This window comes from Shewanella frigidimarina NCIMB 400, from assembly GCF_000014705.1.
GTDB lineage: Bacteria > Pseudomonadota > Gammaproteobacteria > Enterobacterales > Shewanellaceae > Shewanella > Shewanella frigidimarina.
Genome location: NC_008345.1, coordinates 1,457,619 through 1,481,173, shown reverse-complemented (window position 1 = coordinate 1,481,173; position 23,555 = coordinate 1,457,619). Strand labels below are relative to the sequence as shown.

Genomic DNA, 23,555 nt, shown 5'->3' with positions numbered 1-23,555 from the left:
TGCATTCAATGAACGCATTGAAGCCCCCCTAGAATGGCACTTCAATGCTTCATGCGGTTACTTTTTACGTAACAAATAATCCCACATGGTTTTAATGCGTTGCCAAATTCCTGGATGATCTACCGTATGAGGTAATTCCTCGACGGGTTTTGATGGCGGTTTTATCATCGGAGATAGGCTTTCTAAAAACTCGGTCAATGATTCGGCTAATTTAGTGCGCTGTTTTTCACCAGGAATTTCAATCCACACACTGCCATCGTCATTGTTTACCGTCAGCATTTCGTCGCCCTCGCCTAACACACCAATAAACCAAGTTGCTGGTTGTTTAAGCTTTTTCTTCATGATCAAATGACCAATTACATTTTGTTGCAAATTTTCAAAGTCATCTTGATTCCATGCTTGGAGTAATTCACCGTCACCAAATGATGCAGTAAACGGTAATGGCGCTGAAAAATATTGGCCATAAAATGCATGAATATCTTGGTGTAATTGAATATTTAATGCATGCTCCACGTTACTAAAGTCAGCGACATTGTCACGTTTAACAGGCTGCCAGAACACGGTATCATCAGTGTCCGCATTAAATGTACCTTGAATACATATTGAGTCTTCGCCCAAAGGATAATAGCGCGGAAATTCAGATAGCGTATCTTGATAAGATTTAAGATAATTTTTTATAAAGCAATCTAATGCAGATGAACAAGACACTTAAGCCACTCGTAGTTTATAATAAAACCATATTTTGACACGGAAACCGATTAGATGACACACAATCACGACCCTTATAGTGATGCAGCAGCATTAAAAGGCCTTACATTAGGCCAAGCAACTGCTTATCAAGCTGAGTATGACGCGTCACTGCTGCAAGGGGTTCCACGTAAACTTAACCGAGATGCTATTCAATTAAGTGGTGAACTCCCTTTTCACGGTACCGATATTTGGACCGGATATGAATTGTCTTGGCTTAATGCTAAAGGCAAGCCTGTTGTTGCCATTTTGGAAGTTCAGTTAGATATCAACAGTGTCAATTTGATTGAATCTAAATCGTTTAAACTGTACTTAAATAGTTTTAACCAAACTAAGTTTGACAGTGTCGAAGCCGTACAAGAAACCTTAAGCCGCGATTTAGCCGCTTGTGCTGAAGGCGAAGTGACCGTAAAAGTCATCGAACCTAAGCATTTTAATCTTGAACGAATTATTGATTTGCCGGGTACGTGTATTGATGACTTGGATATTGAAGTAACCGAGTACGAATTTAATCCAGACCATTTAATCGGTGGTACAGATCCTGATAAAAACGTGGCAGAAACACTGAACTCAAACTTATTGAAGTCTAATTGTTTAATCACCTCGCAACCCGATTGGGGCAGTGTGATGGTCCGTTATCAAGGCCCTAAAATTGATCGTGAAAAATTGCTGCGCTATTTAATCTCATTCCGTCAGCATAATGAGTTTCACGAACAGTGCGTTGAGCGTATTTTTGTCGACTTAAAAAAATACTGCCAGTGTACTAAGTTAACCGTTTACGCACGTTACACGCGTCGTGGTGGCTTAGACATCAATCCATACCGCAGCGACTTTGAAAACCCACCTGAATCAAATCGCTTAGCCAGACAATAATCGCGATTGATGATGTGAACGATTCATCATCGCCAATGGTTACTAGCTGAAAAAACATGAAAGCCAACCTAAATCAGGTTGGCTTTTTTATTGGCAGTTTGCTGTGGCTCACAACCTTATTTACAGCGCGCGATATAAAACCCTAAGTTTAGAGGTTATAAGCCTTTTCTATTAACTCAACGATGGTTTTCCTTAACCAAATACACGACTTGTCTAACGCGTGCTTAGTTGGCCAAATGCTGTACAAATCGATTGGACGAGTTTCAAAAGGTAGTTCAAGTAACGTCAGTTTAAACAACTCAGCGTAGTTTTGGGTGAAAATATAAGGGGCAATACCAATCGCGTTAGACTTGCTGATCAACGACAGCATACTTAATAAAGATGACTGCTCACTGTATAAAGTTCGTTGTGGCAAAGGTGCGTTAGCAATAATGTCCGCCACACGCATATTGTCGCGATGAAATCGATACATAACGTGTTCGGCGGCAAAATAGTCGTCTCGACTTAGATGGTTTTTTATCACCGGATGGCCTTGGCGCACCACACAGACGATTCGTTCTTGTGCAACTTTTTGGCAACTAAACATTTTCAGTTTTGGTGGCACGATATCGATGACCAAATCCACTTTTTGCATTTGCAAATCTTGAAACTGCTCAGCCTCAAAAACAGGTGAGTTGCGTAGCACCACCCTGACAGACAAATGCGCTAATGCGTTATCTAACTGTGGTTGTAACAAATCGATAACAGCTTCATTAGCATAAATGGTAAACACCCGTTTAGAGGTACTAGGATCGAACGCTTTAATCCCCATTAACGTTTGTTCAATGGTATCAAGCATAGGTTGTACAGTATTAAAAATATGAGTTCCGATGGCTGTTGGCTCAATACCGCGACCGATACGAATAAACAATTCACATTCCAGAGCATGCTTAAGACGGTTAATCGCATTACTGACCGATGACTGCGTTAACCCTAACTGCTCTGCCGCACGAGTGATAGACGAATGCTGACACACAGTACAGAATACCCGCAATAAGTTTAAATCCAGCATGGGCAGTTTGTTATAGACTTGCTGACCTAGCTTATTGGTTATTTCATCACCCATGTTGGCTCCATCGCCCTGCTCTGTTTATTCCATGCTTTTAAACCAAGATTTCCACTTACTGGCTTTAGCGACATTACTAATACGTTATCCATTCCCTATACATTCACAACATAAATGCATTACCACCATTTAGCTATAGTTATCTTTTGATGTTTAGCCACTAAGATAAATTCATCTTTTTACATTTTATATACACATAGGGTGATAACTAATTGATGAAAAAATCCCTCATAGCCATTTCAATGCTAACGACACTTCCATTCACTGTATTTGCAGCTCAACATCAACACGACCACATTAGTGTCGACTATTCAGGCAAGCCTGCTACACCCGTTACGGCGGCGCATAATGCCGAAGTTGCAAAAGGCCTTAACTTTAACGATAAAACAGCCTTTGACCGCTTTAGTCGAAACCAAATTGCTGAGTTCGACCAAGTAACCGCTGACATTTTACGGGCAGAATTTAGCTTTATCAGTGAACAATTTCCTGACTCGGTTAATCCATCACTTTATCGTCAAGCACAACTTAATATGGTACCCAACGGTTTATATAAAGTGACTGATGGTATCTACCAAATTCGTGGCACTGACTTATCTAATATGACCTTGATTCGAGGTGAAACAGGCTGGATTGTTTATGATGTACTGTTAACAAAAGAAGCCGCAGAGCAATCACTAAAATTTGCTTTTGAACACTTACCAGAAGGCAACAACTTACCCATTGTAGCAATGATTTATTCCCACAGTCATGCAGATCACTTTGGTGGAGCGCGCGGGGTTCAAAACTTATATCCTGACGTGAAAGTGTACGGTTCAAATAATATTACCGCTGAAATAGTAGACGAAAATGTGCTTGCAGGTAATGCCATGAGTCGCCGAGCCAGTTACCAATATGGCGTAACACTGGGTAAAAATAATCACGGTATTATTGATGCAGCATTGGCAAAAGGATTATCAAAAGGCGAAATCACTTACGTAAAACCAGATTATGAAATTAATCAACAAGGACCATGGGAAACTCTGGTCATTGATGGCCTAGAAATGGTCTTTATGGACGTGTCTGGTACAGAAGCAGCAAGTGAAATGGTGACCTATATTCCGTCAAAAAAAGCGTTATCGACGGCAGAGCTTACCTACGATGGTATGCACAATATCTACACCCTACGAGGTGCCAAAGTACGCGATGCACTTAAGTGGTCTAAAAATATTAACCAAATGATCAGCTCGTTCGGCCAAGATGTTGAAGTGCTTTTTGCATCGCATTCAGCACCGGTATGGGGCAACGAACAAGTAAACACTTACCTTAAAATGCAACGCGATAACTATGGTTTGGTCCATAACCAATCATTACGATTAGCTAACCAAGGCGTAGTATTACAAGATATTGGCAATGCGATCATGAATACTATTCCGCAAGAGGTTAAGCAAACCTGGTACACCAATGGCTATCACGGTACTTACAGCCATAATGCCAAAGCAGTTTATAATATGTATCTGGGTTATTTCGATATGAACCCTGCCAATCTGAATCCCTTACCCACAAAAAAAGAGTCGCTTAAGTTTGTTGAATACATGGGCGGCGCCAACAAAGTGGTTGAAAAAGCACAAGCGGACTTTAACCAAGGTGATTACCGATTTGTTGCCACTGTATTAAACAAAGTCGTGATGGCGGAGCCTAGTCATCAACAGGCACGTGATTTACTCGCCGATGCCTATGAGCAGTTGGGTTATCAAGCTGAAGGCGCAGGTTGGAGAAACATCTATTTAACTGGCGCACAAGAGTTACGCGTGGGTATTCAACCAGGCGCACCTAAGTCGGCATCGGCTGATGTGTTGGGTGAAATGGATGTGACTACATTATTTGATTTTCTTGCCGTAAAAGTCGATAGCATAGCCGCAGCTAAACTTGGAAACGTCAGTTTAAATGTGGTCACTAAAACTAAACAAGGTGACGTTGAAACAACCATATTCGTAGAGCTTAGCCATGGAAACTTGAACAATATTGTTGTTGACAGCCCACAACCTGCCGATGCCACATTAACGATTGCCAAAACGGATATGGTCAACATGTTATTAGGTAAAACATCATTAAAACAATTGCTACAACAAGGTAAAGCTAACATGACCGGCGACAAACAAGCTTTTGGCAAAATAGCCTCAACCTTAGTGCAGTTCAATGACCAATTTGAAATTGTGCCATTAAACTAATCGAGTGACGGTATATTTACGTGAATGATGGGCTGATTGGCTCAATGCTAGCGGTTTTGGGATTGGCCGTGTCATGTTGGTTGTATTGATGTTACCTATGTTGGCAAGGTTTAAAGACTGACACTCACTTGAGTCTTAGCCAAAGCTCTGCTTTGGTTAAGACTCCTTGTATACATTCAGCAAATCATCAAGGCTTAATTGAGTACACGATAACGTGTTGTAAATGGAGTATGACTCAGTTGCCAAGGTAGAAGCTGCTGAGCTAGCCAACCCCAAAGTCACTGCAAAACGGTATTCTTCATCGAGTCGTCCCATCACCGTTTGCCAACTAAAATCGCTTGCGGCAGGCTCTTTACTATCAGTGAACTTCAGCTTTACTAGCTTATGTAACTCGATTGGCTTACTGCCATTATCAATCAACTGTAGCGGGATATGACACTGTTGTGAACGACTAAAATCAACACTAAATGACTTGAGTGATAACGCTAATCCAAGTCCACGCGCCTTAATGTAGGATTCTTTTACAGACCACAGATCAAAAAAACGTTGTCGTTGTAATTCCTCGGGCAATTGCAACAAGGTGTTGGTTTCTGCGTCGGTAAAATAGTGATTCAAAATGGGCACTATATCAGTACTGCTGCGCTCGCGTTCAATGTCGACACCAAAGCAAATAGCTTGCTGAGGACGACATACCCACTCGTTACTTGCATCTTCACTCGCTGGCTCAGTTTTTTGTTCGGCATTGGAAGCAATTAAAATCCCAATCATTAACCACTCACCACTGTGACTTAAATTAAAATGCAGCCCTGTTTTCGCCAACAAATCTGGTGTTAGTGCCGGTTTACCTTTAGCACCGTAATTAAAACGCCACTCATTGGGCTTTAGTTCACTATGCAGTGATAACACAGCCCGAAGCCCTAAGCGTACTTGTAAACCATTATTGCGTGCCGACAAGCTCCTATAACGGCTCACCTTAACGACCTCGTCATCAGTTAACCAACCTAAGGCTAAACCCGCTTCATAATCAGCAGGTGATAGCGCCCCATTAAGCGGCACAAAATAAACATAGGGCTGAGAAAGCCCTGTTGATCGAGTGCCTGATTGAACAGCTAATGGTGTCGTTGATTGAGTTGCAGAGGACATGACCGACATTAAAAATACATAACACTCTATTAAACGATAATACGGCTAAATTACCGTAATAAGACCGATGCCGCGAGAGTTTTGTCAAATAAAACCCATATAGCGAGTAGTGCAAATAAGCACTTTTAGCATCAAAAAAGATATTTTCACTTTTACTGTTGATGATTGACGCTAATTCATCAACAATCACCACTATCATCACAACATCGAAAGCTTATACCTTCATGCGCATAATCAGTTTAGTCATCATGCTATTTTTATCGCTACTCAGCTCAAACGCTGCGTTTGCTCAATGGCATCAAAAGAGTTTTGATGTAATGGGAACACTGGCCCATGTTGAGTTTTGGCTACCCGACACTGCCGAGTCATCAACGGCAGAAAGTTTAATTGCCGCTGTAGAGCATGAAATGCAGCGCATTGATCAAACAATGAGTCCTTACATCGCCACCAGCGAACTCAGTATCATTAATCGCGATGCCGCCACAAAAACTGTGGCCATAAGCCCAGAGCTATTTGATTTACTCACCGACGCGCAAGATATTGCCAAATTAACCAACGGCATGTTTGATATCACCTACGCTTCTATCGGCTATCAATATGATTACCGTAAACACCAAAAGCCCGACCAAGCAGCCATTAACAACGCATTAAAAGCAATAAACTACCAAGCAGTAATGCTCGATAAATCAACCTCTTCAGTTCGTTTTGCTAATACCGATGTCAAAATTGATTTAGGCGGCATAGCCAAAGGACATGCGGTTAAAAATTGTATTTCGATATTAAAAGATGCAAGCATAGAACATGCTCTTATCAGCGCTGGCGGCGACACGACATTACTGGGCGATCGCATCGGACGCCCTTGGTTTGTCGGGATAAAACACCCTCGTGCTGACGATAAAACTGCGGTGCAATTACCACTTAGTAACGAGTCAATTTCAACTTCTGGCGATTACGAACGTTACTTTATTGAAGACGGCGTGCGTTATCATCACATTATTAATCCTAAAACAGGCGACTCAGCACGCAATGTTGTCAGCGTGTCGATTATCGGCAAAAATCCAACTTTTGTGGATGCCCTTTCCACCGCCATTTTTGTCATGGGATTACAACAAGGCATGGCGCTAATCAATGAGTTACCTGAATACGAAGCGATCATAATAGACAATCAACAAACGTTACATGTATCGACGGGACTACAACAAGATTAATCATTAACAATCTTCTCGTCGTCCCAGTAATGCTTTTGAGCCGGGATCCAGGTAGTTATTTTGATTTGTACTTATGAACTTATGGCCTGCGGCCACTAACGTCGTGGCGCTTCGCCCACACCAGACCAAGAGGAAACCAACGGCTGTTCCCTCTTTCTATTCATAAAAGAATTGGCCCAGCCGCCACTCACCGGAAGGTCCATATATGGCTATGTTAATTTTTCGGAGTTTAGTCGTTTGTTAGTGTTCCGATAGCCACTTGATAGATTCTTCTTGCATTAAGGCTCCTATTTCCACAACACCATAATTGTCATTTACTTCCAAATCATCTCTAGCGTAATACAACCCATATAGATGCTCGATCCCTACATTATCACCAACATATTTAGTCACATTTTCATGTAGATCAAAATTAGCAATATCATTGAGCAGCTGCCTAAATTGAATGAATGGGTCGATTTTTTCACAAGCAATTAACTTTAAGTGATGTTTGATTATTAAATGAATTGAATCATCAAATGAGGGAAGTTGAGCAATAAGTTTTTCAAAAAGAGGTGAAACGATATCCCAACATTTAGGCTCTGCATCAATGATACCCAGTAACCCGTCAGAATAAATGCCACTGTTTAACTTATAATTTGCATAATTGACCAAATCATCAGTATCACAAGCACCAGCCACATACTTTGCTATAAAGTAATTTTCGTTCTCTTCATTCATCTTAAATTTAAAAACTCAATCTTAAGGAACACTAACGCCCGCATTTGCGGCTGGTTTGGAGTGCAGCGGAAAACCAGTCCGAGAACATGCGCTTGTTATGTGCGGCCTTGATGCGAGGCATTATTTCCCATCTCTTTCATTAATGTGTTTCTGAGTTTCTTCAGGGACAACATCGGCATATAGAAGATCAAGTTCCTTGGGCTTTGAAATCATTTCATCTGCAATAAAATTAAGTACATGAAATAGCTTTAAGGCAATATCCCGACCATCTTCAAGGTCTATTTGTCCCGGGTGAACAGCGTTATTCCCTACCACACGAAGCAAATCCAAAGCTTTCTGTATTTTTGGGCTTAATCCTTCGGAGACAAGCTCTTTTATATCGTTATTTATGTTTTTTCCCGACTTACCTAGCTGCTTAAGTAGTAACTGAAGAGCTAGCCGAAGCAATGCTGTAGCCCCCTTTGGCGAATCAATAACAATTGTTGAAGCTTCTGTATATAAGTCTCGTATATCTTGCTCCATATCTTCATTAGGCGGAGCCACTGCCGTTTGTTTTGGGAAAACAATTTTTTCGTTTACCCATAGGGAGATCTCTGAACATGTTGAACAAGTTGCGACAGAAAATCCGTCAGGTACGAACTCGGGCATATGCCTTTCGTTCGCGAGCTCTAGTTCACTAATAAAAGCAGAGATTGCATTTTGTTGGTAGTCCTTAATTTTAGTCCGATAATCATAAAAAACATGACTAAGAATCTTGTTGGCAGCTTCACTCGAACTATCTACATCAAACCATGTTTGTTGAGATGCAATCTTACAATGCGGACACTGAAACCTTCCGCTTTTGAATTCTGGGCTTAAATCCAAAATTTAACTCCTATTTAGTTGGGCACATAACGTTTTAGTATTTATGCGTTGCGCTGTTTGCATGGCATAAATCGCTTGTTGGACTTGGCCGATGCCGAGTCCAGGTTAATTGGTACGCTTTATGCTAAAGGAATTTACGTTTTTTGAGGCTAGTTCTGGGCTGTAGAGCCGTTTTGAACTGAATATGTGGCTTGATTTGTTCGTGTCTCATTGAAATTCCCTTGTCATTGTGGTGTTCCATCACATCTTTTTTAAGTCTAACTGATTCAATGGGGTTAATACACTCGATTGAGTCAGCATTAGATTCCGCGCAGCGGCTTAGTTCAACGTCGCGTTAAGCGGACTAAAATTGTTGGTTATAATGTGTAGCGAAGCGGAACCTAACCAACTGTTTTAGTTACGTTTTAAACGCATTGTTATATTTTTTATTTTTGAACAATACTATTTGCAGCTTCTTGCATTAACTCTTTTAGCTTTTCACTTGAAGGCAAATCAGTCTGAACTTCATTAATATCTAGAATTGCGGAATACAGTTCAAATTTATAAAATGGATTTAGCCCAATGATATTACCTAATATAGCTGGCTCGTTAATTTTACAATTAATTATTTTATTACACATCTCGATACTATTATCCACACTCCATTCATTTACATAAAGAAGCAAGCCACAATAAGCCTGTAAAGCCGAAGTATCTTTTATGCCACGAAGAGAACAGTTAAAACTATCTAGCATTGCATTTCCAAGCATATTAACCAGATAATATTCCTTTATTATTTTTCTGACATCGAAAATGGATTTACCACCATTTTTAAAGAATTTATCAAGCTCTCGTTCTTTCATCTTGAATTTAGGTTGTTGTAATATTCTATCAAGAGTACCTTTATTTAATGCTACAACTTTATCTAGTGCTAATTTATTAATTACCGACTTAGAATCAACAGTTGGTGAAAGCGCCAAGTTTAAATCTAAATTTTCTCTATGACGATAAACCAAATATGGGTGGAGTTTATCCGAGTTAAAATCGACATAAACAATATTATTTTTTTTAATATTAAAATGCCATTGTCGAAATCCTACTATATCGCTTACGTTTATAATGTTATTAGATAAAGCATTTGATATTAACTTGCCAATAATTCTAGTCGTATCTGTATTAGATTTATTTAAAGTAAAACTTTCATAATGTGATGTTTCATCTTTGAATGGTTTTACTGTTTTTAAGTCACAAAACTCATCATGGGACTCATTACCATTTTCATCGATAAACCTGAAATGCGGTTGACGTAAAGAAGAGTTTCGATGTCCTTTAGCTCCAGAAACAATAATTGCATTAGTTACGCCGCATGACGGGCAAGAAATATCAGCTCGAACAATTGATCTTTCTATGTCCGTAATGAGCTTTAATTCTTGATCTTGTTTTACGTTGTGACCAATTAATGAAAAGTATTGGAGTGCATCAACTTCTCGGAAAAATTTCTTACTAAATACAGTTATAGCCATAATTGCCCCAAAAATATAACAGCTTATTAAAGGGCTAAATAAATTTAAAGTCGGCCGTTTAAGTTATTGATTAATATCATCCTACATTTGCTATCTTATTGAAGTAAAGCAATTAATTATGTCTAACAGACAAAAACAACCCGAGCTTGCGCGTAAAGTAGAATTAGCTTTCACTGTACAAAAAATTAAAGATAACAATATCAGACAATTATGATTTCTTTATTTTTAAAACGATACAACTAAAGAACGATTTTTAATCATTCTTTAGCGTAAATCGATGAAAAACCATTATACCTGTACATAAAATCAGTACATGTCACATAAAAGTATTCATGCTGATTTTGTTTTTAACACTTTTGATTTTTTCAAATGCGCAGCTTCCGATTAAGATGCTCCTTTGTTCGAGGTGATTCAGCCGAATCCATGAGCCAATATTCTCTGCACTTTTGTGTCGATACACAGCCAGCGACGAAGAAATAGAGCCTCGGGTGTAAGCGCGGCTGTGACCGTCCATGACATGGACGTCATGGCCGAGCTTACAAGGATGTACTCGCAGCGTGTCACAGAAGTGTTTGCACTCGAGGCGATTGAGTAACATCCATGCCAGTGCAATATCAACAATGTCCTTTGATTATCTTACAGAAAAACCAAGCTACACTATCGGTTGAAACGCGGTTAACGAATCAAGCATGGTTGCATTGCCTAATCCTTGTCCTGGGGCAATTGACGTAAACTGGCTTTGTTCGCCATGCAATGCCATGTAATTAAGCAATACGGTTTCTACCAACAAATTAACGTTATTGGCCGACGGGGCTGACGCGGTATCAACTGATGCATCACTGCGCATAAAACCAATTTGTTGTTTTCTGGCCATTTGGTCGGCGCTGCCACCCATTAATTGTGGTTTGCCAGACGGATTGTAAACCAAAAAGAAAGACGCACCTGTTGATGAATTATCGCCTGTCCACTCACCTTTACCGCGCCCTTCCATTGAGTCATCGATGCGGCCATTGCTAGCAACTGAGCCATCACTAAACACGTATAACATTAACGGCATATTACGACGTGAGGCATATTCTAAACACGCGCCCATGCAGCGACCAGCTCGTAAATCTCTTAACTCACCTGTGGCGCGCTCGCCAGTGTGATAGTCAAACCCCCCCATGGTGACAGTGCCCGCACCTGAAAAGCCATTCACCACTAACTTCATGATTGACGCGGTTTTTTGGAACTCAGACTCTGAGTCAAATTCATTAATACCAAAAATACCGCCAGGGCCAACAATATCAGGATCTAACAATGGATTTAATGTTGATGGATCGCCAAAACGGTCGGCAAGGTCAGCACTTTTAACATAACCACAATTAACCAAATCTTTAATCACATCACCGCGGGTAACTTGCGTGTTCACCGCCGCCATTTTTTGCGCGCTAATACGTTGAATACTTTCCATTACGGCCACAGCATCTCGTTGCGACAATAAACTGAATAAATCACCTACATCCACTAAACCCGTTACGTCTGAAGGTCGGTCAATTTTAGTGGGCCGTTTGCTTAAATCGATAAAGCTGGTGGGCGCCATTGAATTGCCGCCTGAATCTGAATTACGCGACCCCACTAGCGGCATTAACGAACCGTTCGCCCCTGCCGCCGCAATGGCATACATTGGATTGTGTGGATTATTGCCCGTGTCATTGTCTGAGCGATTTGGGATCACAGCACCGTTGATACGCGATGCGGTATCAGAAGACACTTTCTCTAAAATCCCGCGTAAAAATGCTGAGTCAGAGTGAAACGCCAGCCCTAAATCAGTATTAATAAAATCAGACATTCCCGCATTAGGGTTTGCAATAGACGGAGCCATATCACCTGGTAAACCCAGTTTGTTATAACCAGCCGTGGATAAGAAATCTTGCTGCCCGCCAGCGCCGCCAACCAACACATTAGAACCCGCAATATTGGCACCACCGGCTAAATCGAAACTAATAAACGGAATTTTGCCCGCCCCTTGTACGCTGATGCCACAAGAGTCTCTTAATGCTTCAAGATCGGGCGATAACGCCGCATGGGCATTGTTAGGGTTAGCAAACAGGCTAAATAGTGACAAACCAGCAACTGCAGCGCCGCCTTTGTACAAGCCTGTCGAAATAAAATCTCGCCTAGTCATCGGCTTACGATGATCAGCAAACAACAATGGACTGTCTGGATGAAGGTGCTTAGGTCTAGTCATTGTTGAATCCTTTTTGTGCTTGTATTACGGCTACATCAGTTGCATAAGTTAATCGTGAAACAGTCAGTCCAACAACCGTTTGCCTAAGCTGCTGCGCGGTTAATGGTATCAATCGTTTTATGTGTCGTTTCATACTGTCGCCTCCTATTGCACTAGCATCACGGCACTGGCCAATACGGCTGCGCAACTAGACTTAGCGATAGTACGGGTGCGCTCAGCAGTACAAGTGCCACTACAAACCGACAGACTGCTCACCAAGCTATCCAGCTCATTGTAAACTGCACTTTGGCTTGGCTGACTGGCTAACGATAACGGCATAAGTTGGTTAATTAATGGGTTCAATAAATTAGCGCGATTCGTCGAATTTAACGCCACACTAGGCACGGCAGTAAAGTCCACATCAGGGAACCAATTACCACGAATAGTGCTGCCTTCAATCGCAGTGTCACAATAGGCTATGGCAAGCTGGGTAATGCCCATTTGCTGAGCTGAAATAAAGGTTTCAATATTTTCAAGACTCGGTAATTGGCGTTTAACTAATTGATAGGTGTTAAACACTTTAGTCGACTTCTGGTCAACGCCCGTCAGCATACTCATACTGTGATTGATTTCAGCAAAGTTACGCACGCCGATTTGTGCAGATTGAGTGGTTGCAGGCACCTCGGCAGGGGTAACAAATACCCCAGGTAACACCACATTGGTGTGTTCGCCTAATTGTTCAAAGGTTAAGAAAAACTCATCCAAATTAGCGCCTTTTTCAAGGGCGATAATGGTGCCTAATGCCGAGATAGAAAACGGCTCTGCAATCGCTTGCCCTGCAGATATTGATAAATCCAGATTGGCGTAGGACTGACCTTGAGCACTTTCTTTACCATTTATACCAATACGTAAGCCTTTAATATCAAAACTGTCGGCAACAGGCGTACCATCAATGTTGACAATGGCAGCATTGCTGAACAAATAGCTGTAGTTATCAAACTGACTGACTTCAAACATGACGTAGGTATTGGGAAGATCAATTAAATGACTTATCGAGAATAGTAAAAAGAATTTTTCACCCACTCCAACATTATAGTTTTGCTGTACTTGCTCAGGTGCGAGCACCCGGTTATAAATAGCCAATAAGCGAATATCGCCTTGCCATACATGCTGGTTTGACGCTTCTTTACCCAAAATAAGCGCAAAGCTGTCGTCCCAATTGGCCAGTGGCGCAATGTCTTCATCGGCCACATCAATTAATTGACCATTAACATAAATACTGCGGCCAGTCGTTGCATTGTAGGTCATCACGACATGCTGCAATGTTGCCTGTAATACTTCATCGGCATCTGGCGTACTTAATGCCGGCTCACCATTGATGCTAGATGCTTGCGTGCGCAGCATAAAGTCATAGTTATATTGAGTTTGACCTAAGGTAAAATTACGTGCGCTGTTTCCTGCTGAATAGGTCACTATTCTTGCTGGACCTTCTTGAGTTACATTATTAGGTGTCACCCAGGCTTCAACAGAAAGCTCACCAGTGGCAGTAATTAAATCATGCAACTTTTTACTGTTAGCCGTACTCGCCTGCGCTTTACCGTTAGTAAACGACAAGCCCCAACTGCCTAACCAATCTACATCACCGGTTAAGGTCAAATTAGCGGCTGGAGATATACCTGAGGTGTCATAAGCAATCGTGCCCTCACCGGTTTTAAATTGGTAAAGCGCAATCACGTCAGTTTCAAAACGGCCACCACTTGATGCGGTAATACCATCGGTTAAACGCAATGACTTTGACACCACCATGTCTGGTGAAATCTCATCAAGTTCAATGCCATCACTGAGCGCCATAATCGCATCACGCATTTCAATGCTGTCGTCTACACAATTGCTCCAACAATTATGAAACTCAGAACCTAACCGCACTACAAGCCTTGATTGCGCAGGATCATCTAAATTAATCACCCCTTTAGCCGCTTCATAAGCTTGTTCAATGTCGTTACTGGCAAAAAAAGGCGACTGTGCAGCCTGCACGCCTTGGTTATGGCAAGACGCACAATATTGACTCAGGATGGGATAAACGTGCTGACTAAATAAGCTGTTGTCATCTGGGAAGTTTTTACTTGAACCAGGATCACGAATAACCGGTGCGGTCAGCTCAATAGTATTGGCACTGCTAACACGTTCATCTGCCCATAATTTAATCCATTGAGTCATGGTTTCGCCGCAAGCTGAATCACTGGCGAGCCAACAATTGTGGCCACCAGCCACTTTGCTAACCAAACGTGATGCTTTGGGGTCGGTTAAATCAACCAATGGATTCGTGGCGGCATAAGCATCATTTACATCATTGCGACTGGCAAAATAAGGTGCTTGATTACCTTCTGTATGACACGCACCGCATTTGTCTTGGGTTGAAATATTATCCCACAATGATGCTTTGTATTTTTGAATATCAGCCGTTGCTGCTGCGGGGCCGGTATACACGTCAGATTGCGGAATTTGTTGCGCAGGCGGATTTTTTTCAACATCGCCACCGCCACAAGCAGAAAGTCCCAAGATTAATGAGACAATAACAAGGCCTTTAGCCATTAAATACTTCACGGTTATTCTCCCATACAGTAGTTGCCAACTTCAGCAAACACGCGCTTAAGTTGGTAAGAGTTCTGTTTAAAAGAAGCCGTAGTAGCACTAATTTGTGCAATATCAGCTTGGCTTTCTGCGTCTCGTAAACACACAGTTTTAAACACCTTTTTAACCTGGCATTGGGCAAAGGCATTGCTGTTTGCCAACTCTTGCCCTAAAGATTTAGCACCACTACCTTGGCCCGATAAACTGTTATCCCAACCCAATTTCTGATTAGGTCCTTCGCGCCAGTAATTGTTCCATTTATCGTTTGGTGTGGCATAGCCAAAAGGAAAGCTGGTTGAATTGATATGATACTTACCTTGCACTCGGGTGCCAGTGGCTAGGTCGGTTTGACCGCTGGTGTTGTAAGCTATCGCACCTGCCTCACCGGTTGGATCTTGGTCACGGTTAAACTCATATTCATAATAAGCAAACGCTTGCGCCAGTGGATCCATACCACTATGACAACTTGAGCAGTTATTAATAAATAAACGGCTGTCACCACCAGGACTGCGGCTCACATCTTGGCGAATACGATCGGTTGGGCGGGTGTTGTCTTTTAATGGCTCTAAATCGGTACACAAATGATTCATTAAGGTAAAACGGAACATGGCGCGGTTAGTGCCTAAATAAAAAAACTCTTTTGCCGCTGCACGGCTCGTTAACACCCCTGCGGTTGCATCCGCAGGTAATCCATTCACACTCGATTGAGTGGTGCGCTCTAAGCCGTCTTTTAAATCAATAAATTGGTCTTCTAATGCCTGATAATGGTCATTATTATTACGATTGTAACCGGGTAAATTCAAACTGTTTTTACCCACATACACCATGTCTGCTTGCAGAATATCTCTGAAATCAACATCGTCCCTAACCGCACCAATCACAGTGGCAGAATAGTCATTTAACGGCGCAAAAATGTCTTGATCAATATTGGTCCACGGCGTAGCGAATAATTTTAATGTAGTGGAATAAAATGCCGGCGTTTCCATGGCGAGGTATGCAGCGTCAATGGGTTTTCCGTCATCCAGTAATGCCGCCATATTTTGCAATGTGGTTTCGGATGCTGGAACACCAGTTATGCGGTCGTGCAGTTGCTTTGCTTGCTCTAGGCTAGCCGCTACTGCATTGATCGAGAAAAGACCAAACACACCAAGTACTAATACACTCCTAAACGCCTTAGAATGCATTGTTTTTCCATAATAAGATAATAAGCTGAGGCTTTTTACCGTACGAAGTCGTTGCTTCATACTGTCTCCTTGTTAGCACTTGACTGCCTTACATTGAACTGACATTGATGTTGGACATGCTGAAAATCGAATGGTGCTGATTAAATCATTCAACGGCTCACAATAAAAGTTTTTATTTTGTTAATTTTTTTGACACTTGCAGCCAATAACTTGGCGCCAAAAAAGTGTCTTGCAGCGTCAAAATAAAGTATTCAATTATTTAATAAAAAATGTTGAAACACTGGTCCTAGAAAGCAATAATGTCAGGCGCCATCAGGTTTTGCCATGATACCCACAAAAATAATAAATCGTTAAGGAAAACAAATGAGGCCGACTTTGGGCTATAACATTATGATGTTTACGGTAATTACATTGTTATTAGGATGTAACACTGAGACAGCAATTAAAGATCAACAGCCTGATCCCGTTCTTGTTGAATATCCAGTAGCTTATATTGAGCGTAATTTAACAGCGGTCGATCAAAACCCTGCACAATTTGAACCTCTCAATCCAGGCCATTTTAATCCTGGCGCTCAATTGCTCATTAAACGTAATGCCTTCGCTGATTCACCTGCGACGAATTTAACCGCCGCCTTATTTGCTGAAGATCAGCTGATTGATATTCGCGATCTGTCAGTGTCTGACGATGGCCAACAACTGCTTATGGCCATTCGCGCACCAGAAATCGATGGTGTTGACGACGATGAACAACCTAAATGGAATATCTGGCGTTATACAGTTGCTAGCCAAACCTTAGAACGAATTATCACGAGTGACATAACAGCTGAGCAAGGCAATGACCTAATGCCGGCGTTTTTGCCAGACGGCAGAATTATATTTGCATCAACCAGACAACGTTTATCTCGCGCTATTTTGCTTGATGAAGGTAAACCACAATACACAGCATTAGATGAAAGCCGTGCTAATGAAACCTTTAACATCCATGTAATGGACCCAGACGGCAGCGCCATTAAGCAGTTAACCTTTAACTTAAGCCATGACTTTTACCCATTGGTACTGCAAAGCGGAAAGATTTTATACAGCCGCTGGGATCGAATGGGCGGCGGCCATGGAATTAACCTGTACCGTATGAATCCAGACGGAACAGAAAACGAATTAGTATTTGGCTGGCATTCGCATCAATTGCCCCTTGACGGCCAAGCCGAGCCGATAGATTTCATCAAGCCACAACAATTAGCTAGCGGCGAGATATTGATGTTGTTGGCATCACAGGATGACACCAGGATTCAAAAGCGTCCGGTGCTGATTAATATTGATGACTACATTGATGCTCAGCAAGCCACTGCCAACTCTGGCGCGCAAGGCGAAGCGATTACAGACGCCACGTTATCGGAGTTTAACTTCTCATTTTCTGCCACATTGTCAGAAAACGGTAGAATCAATCATTTATACCCACTACCCGATAACAGCCAGCGCTTTTTAATGAGTTGGGATTTGTGTCGTGTTGTTGTAAATGACATCGTCCGTGCCTGCGGCCAACTCACCGCGGAGCAACTCGCTGACGACAATCTGATTCAAGCCGATCCATTATACGAGTTATGGCTACTCAATAATGCCAACAATACTCAACAATTAGTGGCCACCACATCTCAAGGCACAGTGCTAACTGAATCTGTCGTAATGCAACCAAGTGCACAACCAAAAACCTTTATCGCTGACAAGGTTGTCGGCAACGAACTTGATTCGCAATTAAGCCAAGAGTTAGCCGGCTCGATTCACATTCGTAGCGTTTATGACTTTGATGGCGTTGACAGCACAACTAGCGCAGGCGGGTTAACTCTGCTTAGCGACCCGTCGCAAACACCCGCGGTAGATTTGCCAGCACGTTTTTTGCGTATCGTTCGTGGCGTTCCCATGCCACCAGACGATGTTAGAGATATTGCCAATACAGATTTTGGCCGCAGTAATAACCAACTCATGCGCGAAATTGTTGGATATAGTCCTATTCAACCCGATGGTTCAGTCAAAATAAAAGTGCCTGCTAATGTCCCATTGGCCATCAGTGTATTAGACATCAATGGTCAGCGTATTGGTGGACGCCACAGTCAATGGATAACCTTAACGCCGGGTGAAAACCTAGAATGTACCGGTTGTCACACCGCTAATAGTCAACTGCCTCATGGCAGACTCGACGCCCAAGCAGCCAGCATTAATACCGGAGCCGCGGGTGGTTCAGCCTACCCTAATACCACTAGCAATATCATTCCTGAGCAAGGACAAACCATGGCCGAAGCCGATGAAATGGTGAATGGCCTTGCCGAGCTTAGCGACAGCATCAAATATCAAGATATTTGGACTAACCCCGTATTGTCTGCCGTTAATCCAAATATTGAATACAGCTACAGTAATTTAGCCACACCGGCACCTAATGGCAGTGAATGCTTTGAAAATTGGACGCCCTATTGCCGCATTCAAATTAATTATGTTGAACATATTCAACCGCTGTGGGACTTAGCTCGACCCGTTATAGACGAGACAACTCAAATGATCGTTGCCGATAACACTTGTACCAGTTGCCATAATATCGTCGATGTAGATGGCGCAGCGCAAGTACCAGCGGGACAGTTGTCGTTAATCAATTCACCTTCAGGCGATCAAGCCGCACACTTAACCTCATACCGTGAATTGCTGTTTAACGACGTTGAGCAAGAAGAAGTCGACGGTATTTTAATCGATAAATTAGTTGAAGTGCTCGATGCCGATGGCAACGTAGTTTATCAAGTAGACAGTAATGGTGAACTTATTCTCGACGCAGACGGTAACCCTATTCCAGTGTTAACCACAGTCAATGTACCCGCTGTTTTATCGACTAATGGTGCTCGCTCAAGCAGTACTTTTTTTGAAGTGATGAGTAACACCACCCATCAAAATATGCTGTCGGCAGATGAGCTCAAATTACTCAACGAATGGCTAGACATTGGCGCGCAATATTACAACACGCCATTTTACTCACAAGACTAACAAAGCATGCCACAAGCAAATCCATAGGTTTGCTTCATGACTTTGCGATAGGGAATTATGCGAACATATTTACGAAACACCTTTTTGTTACTGATTTTGCTGTGCTTAAGCCCAGTGTTGCAGGCCGACGACAACCCAAGTTTGCGTATTGAGGTGCCCTTTATTGAGCTACATTCTGGGCCAAGTGCTGGCTACCCTGTGGTATCGATTATCGAAAAAAATGACATAGTCACAGTGCTGCTTAAGCGTACGTCCTGGTTAAAAGTGCAAAACAAACGTGGCGTTGAAGGTTGGTTTCATGAAGATAACCTAAAAGGTTTATCCCAAGATGGCCAAGCTATAAATGCGAACTTGATAACAGATCAAGACGTCATCAATCGTCAAATAGAAGCTGGTGTCATGTACGGCGATTTAGAAGGTGCCAATTTTTACAATATCTATGCAGGCTATGCATTTACCCCCGTATTTAGTGCTGAAATATCAGCGGGTAAAGCACTAGGGAGTATTTCTGACAGTGATGTATTTGAAGTCATGCTGTTTAGCCAACCTCTACCCGACTTAATCGTAGTGCCATACATTGGCGTTGGGGCGGGGATCATTAATACCGAACCCCACAGTGTGTTAGCCGACACCGAATCGCGTCGCAGCACCTTAATGAGTGCTGCGGTTGGGATTAAATATCACCTTGCACGTAATTTTTTATTACGGGCCGAATATAAACTCTCGTTAGCCTTAACCGACCGAGATGAAAATGAAGAGATCCAAACATGGAAAATAGGATTCAGCGTATTTTTTTAATGCCTTTGTTCACCGCTAGTACTTTAGCGCTGACCGCATTAACGCCAAGCTCAGCAGCATTTGCAGCAGACGATGCTCCAACCACAGTCAAAGCCGATGTAGAACGTCGAACGATGCTTGATGATGTGATTGATACTGAAAACTTTGAAGTGGGTATTCAAGGCGGTATTTTGTCGATTGAGGATTTTGAATCAAATCCTTGGATAAGTGCCCATGTGGGTTACCACATCAGCGAGCACTTTTACGTCAAAGCTCGCTATGCCCAAGCCAAAGCAGGTGAAACCAGTTTTGAAAAACTGTCTAACGCAGCCCCTTTGTTAACTGATGCTGAGCGCGAGTTAACTTATTACGGCTTAAACATTGGTTATAACTTGTTGCCTGGTGAAATCTTTTTCAGCAAAGACACGGTGTTTAACAGTGTCTTTTCAATCGAATTAGGTGGCGGCAGTACCGAGTTTGCCGGTGATGAGCAATTTACCGTCAACCTCACAGCAAACTACCGAGTATTTTTAACCGACTGGATAGCATGGGATTTAAGCATGAGTGATTACCTGTTTAATACCGAGGTCACTGGCGCGTCTAAAACAACCCATAACCTGAATTTTGCTACGGGTGTGTCGTTCTATTTTTAATCTACCTCGATAGCGGTCGTTAAAAGAGACCATAGAATATTCGAGTAGCAAAAGTGAAAAACCAATAAGGAAATACAATGTTGTTCAGTCGATTTAGTGGTAAATGTCTTATTGCATTAGGTGCAATATTGTTGTCGATGCAGGTACAGGCGCTCACGCTTGGCCAAGCAGCACCCGACTTCACCTTAAAAAACCAGCAAGGGACTAACCTCAATTTAGCCGAGCAACGTGGCGAGATTATCTTGATCAACTTTTGGGCATCTTGGTGTGGACCATGCCGTAAAGAAATGCCGGTTTTGCAAAAATTACAGGACAAGTATCAAGACCTCGGCGTTCAAGTCTGGGGCATTAATGTTGAACAAGAAAACCAAGCAGGCAAAGACTTTCTAGCCGATCTTGATTTACGTTTCCCGATATTTTTCGACCAAACCAATTCTTTGTCTAAGACCTATCAAGTTGAGGCCATGCCAACCACAGTGATTATTGATCGCGATGGTAATGTGCGCTTTATATTTCAAGGCTATCAAGACGGCTTTGATAAAAAGTATGCTGCAGCCATCAAACAGCTGATTAGGGAGTAAATTGATGACAAACACCTTATCTCCTCGCGTCACGGCTTTATCGCTTAATTGCATTGCGCTATTAAGCTTAATTAGTTTGAGCGGCTGCACGAGCATGGGCATTGAACCTTGGGTTAAACCATACGAGCGTCAAAACTTAGCCGACCCCATCATGCGCTTAAATCGTCATCCCAGTGCCAGCATGCATATGGCTCATGTACTTGAAGGTCGTGAATCGGCCCGTGGCGCAGAAGGAACCGGAGGTGGTGGTTGTGGCTGTAACTAATTTTATCAATAAAGGCGTTAAGTTATTGGCGGTACTGCTTGTCAGTATGACGAGCTTGTCTGTCCAAGCTGCGGTGCTCGATCCTGATCGCGCTGATGTGTTGTATCACAGCTACGAAGGTGGCGGCATGACCATTGATGGTCCGTCAGTGTTACTCAGAAAAAAGACCTCTGAATCGGTCGCATTTACCGCATATTATTATTTAGACAGTATTTCATCTGCATCGGTAGATGTTATCAGCACAGCCAGTGCGTACACAGAAAAGCGTAACGAAGGTCAATTTGGGGTTGAATACCTGCATGACAAAACCTTGATGTCATTTAACCTGCGCCAAAGTGATGAAGACGATTATTTAGCGCAATCATTTAGCATCAATGTGTCACAAGACACCTTTGGCGATTTAACCAATTTAAATCTGGGTTTGTCTTATGGCGACAATGAAATTAAACGTAATGGTGATGATTTATTTGAAGAGCAAAGCGAGCAATATCGGATTCGCGCTGGCATCAATCAAATTTTAACCCGCAACCTTACGGCGAGTATTAACGTTGAAGCCATTGCCGACAGTGGTTATTTAAATAACCCATACCGCACAGTGAGATACGTAGACAACAGCGTTCCATCAGGTGTGGCTTATCAGGCAGAAGTGTACCCAGAAACTCGCAACTCGTTTGCGGCAAAATTATCTGCCAGTTACTTTTTACCTTATCGCGCAGCCTTGTTTTTTCATTACCGTCACTTTAACGACAGCTGGGAAATCACCGCCAGTGATGTAGAGCTTGGATATCGACATCCGCTGGGCGATAGTCTCGAATTAGAATTTAAAGTGCGTTATTACCAGCAAACTCAAGCTGAATTTTACAGTGATTTGTTTCCTTATCGCGACGCACAAAACTACCTTGCGCGCGACAAAGAACTCAGTGACTTTAGTGACATCACTTACGGGATAGGCATTACCTATCAATTACCCGCCTCGGTATCGTTTGGCGACACTCGCTCGGAAGCATCGCTGCAATGGGATTATATTGACTTTCAATACAATAACTTTAGGGATCCTACTGCAGATGGCGGAGTGGGCAACGAACCGTTTTATGGGTTTTCAGCCAATGTCATCCGTGCTTTTGTCAGCGTGTATTTTTAATTGCTAGCCCTAAACATTGACACTTTTAACAACGTAATTGCCAAGGCCATAACTATGACTACCGATCGTAAATGGGGTACTTTTTTAACGCGGTTATTCGCAGCAACGTTACTGATTGCTGGTTTATTTGCATTACCAGCTCAAGCTGAAGATACCAAACAAGGCAATGGTGCATTAGCCAGCGAGCTTGAAGACATTAAAAGCCAAGTGCTAAAACTCAATCGCGATTTATTTATTTTAGAAGAGGATTTGTTGTTTCCTGCCAGCACCCAAATCGCAGTATTTGTATCGGTTGATGTGGGGCGTTTTCTAAAGCTAGACAGTGTAGAGTTAAAAATTGACGACAACAATGTCAGTGGTTTTTTATATACAGAGCGTCAACGTAAAGCACTAGAGCAAGGTGGAATTCAACGTATTTACTTGGGTAATCTTAAAATGGGTCCTCACCAACTAACGGCAATTTTTACCGGCAACGATGCCGAAGGCCGCACGGTGCAACGCGCCATTAGCCATAGTTTTGATAAAACCGATGAAACGGTAATGATAGAACTCAAAGTCGAAGACAGTGAATCAAGCTATCGTGCTGATATCAAAGTCGAACAGTGGGTATTGTAAACAACAATGGCTGTTAATACTCAATCACTTAGCGTTAAGCTAGCTCATATCAGTAACCGACTCACACAAGGTTTGGGCTGTGCCGCCATGTTTTGCAGTTGCTTGGCTC

General features: G+C 42.3%; 20 protein-coding genes. 10 read left to right on the top strand and 10 right to left on the bottom strand.

Features of this window, described 5'->3' with window-relative positions; genetic code table 11:
* Nucleotides 1-57 precede the first annotated feature (57 nt).
* A complete protein-coding gene (syd, locus tag SFRI_RS06430) occupies nucleotides 58-708 on the bottom strand; it encodes a SecY-interacting protein (RefSeq protein ID WP_011636723.1) in 651 nt (216 codons plus the stop codon).
* A gap of 54 nt (nucleotides 709-762) precedes the next feature.
* Here syd and queF point away from each other — a divergent pair, with 54 nt between their 5' ends.
* Complete coding sequence (gene queF / locus SFRI_RS06425; protein ID WP_011636722.1) at nucleotides 763-1,620, top strand: NADPH-dependent 7-cyano-7-deazaguanine reductase QueF; 858 nt, start codon at nucleotides 763-765, stop codon at nucleotides 1,618-1,620.
* A gap of 148 nt (nucleotides 1,621-1,768) precedes the next feature.
* On the opposite strand, the gene SFRI_RS06420 is transcribed toward queF, so the two are convergent.
* A complete protein-coding gene (locus tag SFRI_RS06420; protein WP_011636721.1) occupies nucleotides 1,769-2,725 on the bottom strand; it encodes a LysR family transcriptional regulator in 957 nt (318 codons plus the stop codon).
* A 215-nt stretch (nucleotides 2,726-2,940) separates the two neighbouring features.
* On the opposite strand from SFRI_RS06420, the gene SFRI_RS06415 reads away from it, so the two are divergent.
* Nucleotides 2,941-4,932, top strand: coding sequence for an alkyl/aryl-sulfatase (locus SFRI_RS06415; protein WP_011636720.1), 1,992 nt, complete (start codon nucleotides 2,941-2,943; stop codon nucleotides 4,930-4,932).
* A gap of 156 nt (nucleotides 4,933-5,088) precedes the next feature.
* Here SFRI_RS06415 and SFRI_RS06410 read toward each other — a convergent pair whose 3' ends face one another.
* On the bottom strand, nucleotides 5,089-6,084 hold the full coding sequence (locus tag SFRI_RS06410) for a 4'-phosphopantetheinyl transferase family protein (RefSeq protein ID WP_011636719.1): 996 nt from the start codon (nucleotides 6,082-6,084) through the stop codon (nucleotides 5,089-5,091).
* Nucleotides 6,085-6,299: 215 nt separating this feature from the next.
* Here SFRI_RS06410 and SFRI_RS06405 point away from each other — a divergent pair, with 215 nt between their 5' ends.
* A complete protein-coding gene (locus SFRI_RS06405) occupies nucleotides 6,300-7,283 on the top strand; it encodes an FAD:protein FMN transferase (RefSeq protein ID WP_041413467.1) in 984 nt (327 codons plus the stop codon).
* 240 nt (nucleotides 7,284-7,523) lie between these two features.
* On the opposite strand, the gene SFRI_RS06400 is transcribed toward SFRI_RS06405, so the two are convergent.
* The 7 genes from SFRI_RS06400 to SFRI_RS06375 all read right to left on the bottom strand — a co-directional run bounded on the left by SFRI_RS06400 (nucleotide 7,524) and on the right by SFRI_RS06375 (nucleotide 16,453).
* Nucleotides 7,524-8,003: a hypothetical protein gene (locus SFRI_RS06400; RefSeq protein ID WP_011636717.1), complete on the bottom strand. Its 480-nt coding sequence runs from the start codon at nucleotides 8,001-8,003 to the stop codon at nucleotides 7,524-7,526.
* 120 nt (nucleotides 8,004-8,123) lie between these two features.
* Entirely contained in the window at nucleotides 8,124-8,867 is a 744-nt protein-coding gene (locus SFRI_RS06395; RefSeq protein ID WP_011636716.1) for a DUF4145 domain-containing protein, read from the bottom strand.
* 425 nt (nucleotides 8,868-9,292) lie between these two features.
* Entirely contained in the window at nucleotides 9,293-10,369 is a 1,077-nt protein-coding gene (locus SFRI_RS06390; RefSeq protein ID WP_011636715.1) for a hypothetical protein, read from the bottom strand.
* Nucleotides 10,370-11,021: 652 nt separating this feature from the next.
* On the bottom strand, nucleotides 11,022-12,599 hold the full coding sequence (locus SFRI_RS06385; protein ID WP_011636714.1) for a hypothetical protein: 1,578 nt from the start codon (nucleotides 12,597-12,599) through the stop codon (nucleotides 11,022-11,024).
* Nucleotides 12,592-12,732: a hypothetical protein gene (locus tag SFRI_RS21645; protein ID WP_167526086.1), complete on the bottom strand. Its 141-nt coding sequence runs from the start codon at nucleotides 12,730-12,732 to the stop codon at nucleotides 12,592-12,594. The genes SFRI_RS06385 and SFRI_RS21645 overlap by 8 nt, the downstream gene beginning before the upstream one ends.
* Before the next feature lie 11 nt (nucleotides 12,733-12,743).
* Nucleotides 12,744-15,182 (bottom strand): LamG domain-containing protein, encoded by a 2,439-nt coding sequence (locus tag SFRI_RS06380; protein WP_244262857.1) that lies wholly within the window; start codon nucleotides 15,180-15,182, stop codon nucleotides 12,744-12,746.
* A 2-nt stretch (nucleotides 15,183-15,184) separates the two neighbouring features.
* Nucleotides 15,185-16,453 carry a hypothetical protein gene (locus SFRI_RS06375; RefSeq protein ID WP_011636712.1) on the bottom strand — a complete coding sequence of 423 codons (1,269 nt, stop codon included), beginning with the start codon at nucleotides 16,451-16,453 and terminating at the stop codon, nucleotides 15,185-15,187.
* Between the two features lie 303 nt (nucleotides 16,454-16,756).
* Between SFRI_RS06375 and SFRI_RS06370 the strand changes: the two genes are divergently transcribed.
* From SFRI_RS06370 to SFRI_RS06340, 7 genes are all read left to right on the top strand, one after another.
* Entirely contained in the window at nucleotides 16,757-19,414 is a 2,658-nt protein-coding gene (locus SFRI_RS06370) for an HzsA-related protein (protein WP_011636711.1), read from the top strand.
* A gap of 57 nt (nucleotides 19,415-19,471) precedes the next feature.
* Nucleotides 19,472-20,212 (top strand): SH3 domain-containing protein, encoded by a 741-nt coding sequence (locus SFRI_RS06365; RefSeq protein ID WP_011636710.1) that lies wholly within the window; start codon nucleotides 19,472-19,474, stop codon nucleotides 20,210-20,212.
* Nucleotides 20,182-20,844, top strand: a complete 663-nt coding sequence (locus SFRI_RS06360) for an outer membrane beta-barrel domain-containing protein (RefSeq protein ID WP_041412848.1) — start codon at nucleotides 20,182-20,184, stop codon at nucleotides 20,842-20,844. Before SFRI_RS06365 ends, SFRI_RS06360 begins: the two co-directional genes overlap by 31 nt.
* A 77-nt stretch (nucleotides 20,845-20,921) precedes the next feature.
* A complete protein-coding gene (locus SFRI_RS06355) occupies nucleotides 20,922-21,425 on the top strand; it encodes a TlpA family protein disulfide reductase (RefSeq protein WP_011636708.1) in 504 nt (167 codons plus the stop codon).
* 4 nt (nucleotides 21,426-21,429) lie between these two features.
* Nucleotides 21,430-21,690 carry a DUF4266 domain-containing protein gene (locus SFRI_RS06350; protein WP_011636707.1) on the top strand — a complete coding sequence of 87 codons (261 nt, stop codon included), beginning with the start codon at nucleotides 21,430-21,432 and terminating at the stop codon, nucleotides 21,688-21,690.
* Nucleotides 21,677-22,831 (top strand): DUF3570 domain-containing protein, encoded by a 1,155-nt coding sequence (locus tag SFRI_RS06345; protein ID WP_049763576.1) that lies wholly within the window; start codon nucleotides 21,677-21,679, stop codon nucleotides 22,829-22,831. Before SFRI_RS06350 ends, SFRI_RS06345 begins: the two co-directional genes overlap by 14 nt.
* 54 nt (nucleotides 22,832-22,885) lie before the next feature.
* Entirely contained in the window at nucleotides 22,886-23,446 is a 561-nt protein-coding gene (locus tag SFRI_RS06340) for a hypothetical protein (protein WP_011636705.1), read from the top strand.
* Nucleotides 23,447-23,555 lie beyond the last annotated feature (109 nt).

Bases quoted from the DNA above. Each gene is read 5' to 3' on its own strand.
- queF (WP_011636722.1), top strand. From the start codon at position 763: ATGACACACAATCACGACCCTTATAGTGATGCAGCAGCATTAAAAGGC.
- SFRI_RS06420 (WP_011636721.1), bottom strand. From the start codon at position 2,725: ATGGGTGATGAAATAACCAATAAGCTAGGTCAGCAAGTCTATAACAAA.
- SFRI_RS06415 (WP_011636720.1), top strand. From the start codon at position 2,941: ATGAAAAAATCCCTCATAGCCATTTCAATGCTAACGACACTTCCATTC.
- SFRI_RS06410 (WP_011636719.1), bottom strand. From the start codon at position 6,084: ATGTCGGTCATGTCCTCTGCAACTCAATCAACGACACCATTAGCTGTT.
- SFRI_RS06405 (WP_041413467.1), top strand. From the start codon at position 6,300: ATGCGCATAATCAGTTTAGTCATCATGCTATTTTTATCGCTACTCAGC.
- SFRI_RS06400 (WP_011636717.1), bottom strand. From the start codon at position 8,003: ATGAATGAAGAGAACGAAAATTACTTTATAGCAAAGTATGTGGCTGGT.
- SFRI_RS06390 (WP_011636715.1), bottom strand. From the start codon at position 10,369: ATGGCTATAACTGTATTTAGTAAGAAATTTTTCCGAGAAGTTGATGCA.
- SFRI_RS06385 (WP_011636714.1), bottom strand. From the start codon at position 12,599: ATGACTAGACCTAAGCACCTTCATCCAGACAGTCCATTGTTGTTTGCT.
- SFRI_RS21645 (WP_167526086.1), bottom strand. From the start codon at position 12,732: ATGAAACGACACATAAAACGATTGATACCATTAACCGCGCAGCAGCTT.
- SFRI_RS06375 (WP_011636712.1), bottom strand. From the start codon at position 16,453: ATGAAGCAACGACTTCGTACGGTAAAAAGCCTCAGCTTATTATCTTAT.
- SFRI_RS06370 (WP_011636711.1), top strand. From the start codon at position 16,757: ATGAGGCCGACTTTGGGCTATAACATTATGATGTTTACGGTAATTACA.
- SFRI_RS06365 (WP_011636710.1), top strand. From the start codon at position 19,472: ATGCGAACATATTTACGAAACACCTTTTTGTTACTGATTTTGCTGTGC.
- SFRI_RS06360 (WP_041412848.1), top strand. From the start codon at position 20,182: ATGGAAAATAGGATTCAGCGTATTTTTTTAATGCCTTTGTTCACCGCT.
- SFRI_RS06355 (WP_011636708.1), top strand. From the start codon at position 20,922: ATGTTGTTCAGTCGATTTAGTGGTAAATGTCTTATTGCATTAGGTGCA.
- SFRI_RS06350 (WP_011636707.1), top strand. From the start codon at position 21,430: ATGACAAACACCTTATCTCCTCGCGTCACGGCTTTATCGCTTAATTGC.
- SFRI_RS06340 (WP_011636705.1), top strand. From the start codon at position 22,886: ATGACTACCGATCGTAAATGGGGTACTTTTTTAACGCGGTTATTCGCA.